The sequence below is a fragment of the Cellulomonas biazotea genome (assembly GCF_004306155.1).
Taxonomy (GTDB): domain Bacteria; phylum Actinomycetota; class Actinomycetes; order Actinomycetales; family Cellulomonadaceae; genus Cellulomonas; species Cellulomonas biazotea.
In genome coordinates this window covers 1-4,420 of record NZ_BIMR01000334.1, presented here as the reverse complement: position 1 = coordinate 4,420, position 4,420 = coordinate 1, and the positions used below count along the sequence as shown (strand labels likewise).

Below are 4,420 nucleotides of genomic sequence, written 5' to 3'. Positions count from 1 at the left end.
TCGTCCTTGCGCCACCACTCTGAGCGGACCGGCGGCACCGCGGACCGCCGTCGCGGCGACGTCCGTCGGCGGCGCGGTCAGGGGACGCGCGCCGTCCAGGCGTCGTCGGCGAACTTCGTCCGGACCAGCTCCTGCGCCCGCGCGAGCTCGTCCGGGCGCAGCTCCCCGTCGGTCGTCGTGAACGCCGACCGGAAGTGCGCCTTGAACGCCTCGATCACCGCCTCGCGCGCCAGGTGCGTCTGCGAGCGGACCGGGTCGACCCGCTTGTTCGCGCTGCGCGTGCCCTTGTCGGACAGCTTCTCCCGCCCGATCCGCAGGACCTCGAGCATCTTCGTCGCGTCGATGTCGTACGACATCGTCACGTGGTGCAGCACCGCGCCGCCGAGGACCCGCTTCTGCGCCGACCCGGCGATCTTGCCTGCCGGCGAGGAGATGTCGTTCAGCCCGCTGAGCTCCGCGCGCACGCCGACGGACGCGAGCGCGTCGAGCACCCACCGGTTGAGGAACCCGTAGGACTCCTCGAAGCTCATGCCGTCGACCAGCGACGCAGGCACCACCAGCGAGAACGTGATGCAGTTGCCGGCCTCCATGAACATCGCGCCGCCGCCGGAGATCCGCCGCACGACCGTGATCCCGTACCGGTCGACCGCCTCGGCGTCGACCTCGTTGCGCAGCGACTGGAACGAGCCGATGACGACCGCCGGCTCGACCCACTCCCAGAACCGGAGCGTCGGCCCGCGCCGGCCCGCCGCGAGCTCCTCGGTGAGGACCTGGTCGAGCGCCGCGTGCAGGGCCGGTGCGAGCGGCCCGGGGTGGATCAGCTCGAACGCGTGGTCCGACCACGCCGTCGACAACCCGAGCGCCCGTCGCACCGCGACCGCGACCGCGCGCGCGTCGAAGCCGACGAGCGCCGCGGGCTGGGGCAGCGTCCCGTCCGCGTGGGCGTCCGCGAGCGCGTCGTCGACCGCCGCCGCGAGGGCCGACGTCGGCGCGTCCGCCGGCAGCCCGTCGAGCGCCGTGCGGACGACGTCGAGCGCCTCGTCGGGCTCGAGGAAGAAGTCGCCGCTCACGGCGGGGCGGCTCAGCCTCCCGTCCTCGACGTCGACGTCGACCACCACGAGCTTGCCACCGGGGACCTTGTACTCACCGTGCACGCCCCCACCCTAGGCATGCCGCCCGGCCGTACTGCCGGGCCTCACGACCCACGCCGGGCACCGACGCTCAGCCGAGCGCCAGCACGGCCTCCTGCGCGCGCAGCTGCACCATCGTCGTGAGGGACTCCGGGTCGCCGAGCGTCGCGAGCGCGTCCTGCTGGTCGGCGTCGTCGAGGGCCGACGCGGTCCACGTGACGATCGCGTTCCCGACGAGCATGTGGCCGCGGTACGTCGGCACGTCGCGCCCCTCGGCCGAGTGCACGACGGACTGGATGATCGACGGGTACACGCCCTGGCCCTCGATCGCGGCGTCGGCGGTCCACGTCGCCCCGTCCATGCCCGGGTTGACCTGCGCGTACGTCGGGCACGCGTCGACCGTCGTCACGAGCTGCGCGAAGGCCTGCCGCGCCGTCGCCGGGTCCGCCAGGACCGCGACGTCCTGCACGAACGTCATCCGGTCGTTGGCGTACACCCGGCCGCCGAACGCGGGCGGGGCCTCGGCCACGACGGTCACCGCGGTCGTGCACACCGCCGGGTCGATGCTCGACCCCGGCGGGATGCCCCAGACCATGCCGCCGCCGTCGGACCGCTCGATGCCGTCGCCGGCGGCAGGGACGTCGGACTCGAGGTCCTCCGTCGTGACGAACAGGCCCTCGAGCGTCGTCGCGTCGAACATCGCCTCCTCGGCGGGCGGCACGACCGTGACCGTCGGTGTCGGGCTCGGCGGCTCGGGCTCGGCGGACGTCGCGGGCGGCGTCGTGGGCGTGGGCGTCGGCTCGGCCGGCTCCCACGGCCGGACGACGAGCAGCACGACGACGGCGACGGCGGCGACGACGAGGAGCCACCACCAGCCGCGTGACCGGCTGCTGCCGTCCGGGTCGACCGACCCGTCCGACGGGGCGTCCGGCGGCACGGGCGGTGGCCCGCCCGGTGTCGACCCGTCGGCCTGCGGCTGCGTGCCCGCCACTGCTCGCTCCTCCCGACGGGCCCGTGGCCGGGTGCGCACACCCCGTCGCCTCCGACCCTAGGACGGGACCGGCCCGCGCGGCGGGCGAAAACTCAGCGCGGCGTCACACCGCGCTCGTGCAGGCCCCAGATGGTCGAGTCGGTGAGCGCCTCCCACGACGCCTCGAGCAGGTTCGCGCCGACGCCGACGGTGCTCCACGACCGCTGCCCGTCGGTCGTCTCGATGAGCACGCGCGTCACCGCGTCGGTGCCGTGCATCGAGTCGAGGATGCGGACCTTGAAGTCGATGAGCTCGAACTGCTCGACCTCCGGGTACACGCGGACCAGCGCCTGGCGCAGCGCGTGGTCGAGCGCGTTGACCGGGCCGTTGCCCTCGCCGGTGCTGACGAACCGCTCGCCGCCGGCGTGCAGCTTCACGGTGGCCTCTGCCGTCGCGAGGGTGCCGCGGCCGCCGACGCGCTCGACGATGGCCCGCCACGACTCGACGCGGAAGTACTGCGGGCGGGCACCGTGCACCTCCTCGACCAGCAGCAGCTCGAACGACGCGTCCGCGGCCTCGTAGGTGTAGCCGCGCGCCTCGGCGTCCTTCACGCGGTCCGTGACGCGCCCGAGCACCTCGGGCATGCCCGACAGGTCGAAGCCGAGCTCGCGGCCCTTGAGCTCGATCGACGCGCGTCCGGCCATGTCGGAGACGAGCATGCGCATGTCGTTCCCGACCTGCATCGGGTCGATGTGCTGGTAGAGGTCGGGGTCGACCCGGATCGCGGAGGCGTGCAGCCCGGCCTTGTGCGCGAACGCGCTCGCGCCGACGTACGGCTGCCGCGCGAACGGGGAGATGTTGGTGATCTCGGCGATCGCGTGCGCGATGCGGGTGAGCTCGGAGAGGCCGCCGGGACGCTCGTCGTCGGTGCGCAGCACCCGGGCCCCGTACTTGAGCTCGAGGTTGGCGACGACGGACAGCAGGTCCGCGTTGCCGGTGCGCTCGCCGTACCCGTTGACCGTGCCCTGGACGTGCGAGCACCCGGCCTCGACGGCTGCGAGCGTGTTCGCCACCGCGCAGCCGGAGTCGTTGTGCGCGTGCATCCCGAGGACCGCGTCGGGCCCGACGGCGTCGCGGATCTCGTGCACGACCCGGGCGACCCAGGCCGGGATCATCCCGCCGTTCGTGTCGCACAGCGCGACGACCTCGGCGCCGGCCTCGAACGCGGCGAGCACCGCCGACCGCGAGTACGCGGGGTCGAAGCGGTACCCGTCGAAGAAGTGCTCGGCGTCGACGACAACCCGGCGTCCCTCCCGCACGAGCAGCCGCACGGTGTCGGCGATCATCGCGAGGTTCTCCTCGCCCGTCGTGCGCAGGGCCCGCTCGGCGTGCCGCAGGTCGCTCTTGGCGACGAGCGCGACCACCGGGGCCTCCGAGTCGATCAGGGCCCGCACCTGCGGGTCGTCGACCGCACGGGTCCCCGCCTTGCGCGTCGACCCGAACGCCGCGAGCTCGGCGTTGCGCAGGTCGAGCTCCTTCGCGGCCCGCTTGAAGAACTCCGTGTCCTTCGGCACGGCACCCGGCCACCCGCCCTCGATGAACCCGACCCCGAGCTCGTCCAGCAGCGGCGCGATCGCCAGCTTGTCCGCGACCGAGAGGTTCATGCCCTCCTGCTGCGCGCCGTCGCGCAGGGTCGTGTCGTAGACCTGGAAGGACAGGGCCGTGGGGAGTCCCGTGGGGGTCGGTGCGAGTGCGGTCACGGTCGGCTCTTCTCGGTGCGGGGACGAGGTGTCCCGGTGCCTGCGGCGTCGTCGCGCCCGGTGCGGGTCCGACCTGCGGCGGTGCGGACCCGCACGCGGTGCGGCGCTTCGTCGGCCGTCGACGCCCGCGGTGGTGGGCGGTGCCGAGGTCGGCGTGCGGCCGGGCGGGGGTGGTGCCCGACCAACAAAAAGACCCCCCGGAGGACGGGAGGTCTGCGCGTCAGCGGTGTGTGCTGACGCGCTACTCGATAATGAGGGCGAAGATGGTCACGGCGTCATCGTGGCACACGTCACGACGTACGGTCACCCGTTCCACCCAATGGACACGCGCCGGGCACGGACCCACGCACCTCCCGGGCTCGGCGCCCGAGCGACGCGCTGCGAGGAGACCCATGTCCGTCCCCGACCCGACCCAGCCGATCCGCCGCCCCGCCTCCGACGTCCCCCCGGCCGCGCCGCCACCCGCGGGCACACCGCCCACCGCCCCGCCGCCCAGCCCCGCGTACGCCGCGCCGCCCCCCGCTGCTCCCGTCCCCGCCGCGCCGCCGCCGGTCGTCGCC

3 protein-coding genes are annotated in these 4,420 nt (G+C 74.2%); all 3 read right to left on the bottom strand.

The genetic code is table 11. The features are described from left to right. Positions 1-77: 77 nt before the first annotated feature. Entirely contained in the window at positions 78-1,154 is a 1,077-nt protein-coding gene (lplB, locus tag CBZ_RS18035) for a lipoate-protein ligase small subunit (protein WP_130782851.1), read from the bottom strand. A 67-nt stretch (positions 1,155-1,221) separates the two neighbouring features. Continuing rightward, positions 1,222-2,121, bottom strand: a complete 900-nt coding sequence (locus tag CBZ_RS21135; RefSeq protein ID WP_165446843.1) for a sensor domain-containing protein — start codon at positions 2,119-2,121, stop codon at positions 1,222-1,224. 92 nt (positions 2,122-2,213) lie between these two features. Further along, positions 2,214-3,860 (bottom strand): citramalate synthase, encoded by a 1,647-nt coding sequence (gene cimA, locus CBZ_RS18025; protein ID WP_130782850.1) that lies wholly within the window; start codon positions 3,858-3,860, stop codon positions 2,214-2,216. Between the last annotated feature and the right edge of the window lie 560 nt (positions 3,861-4,420).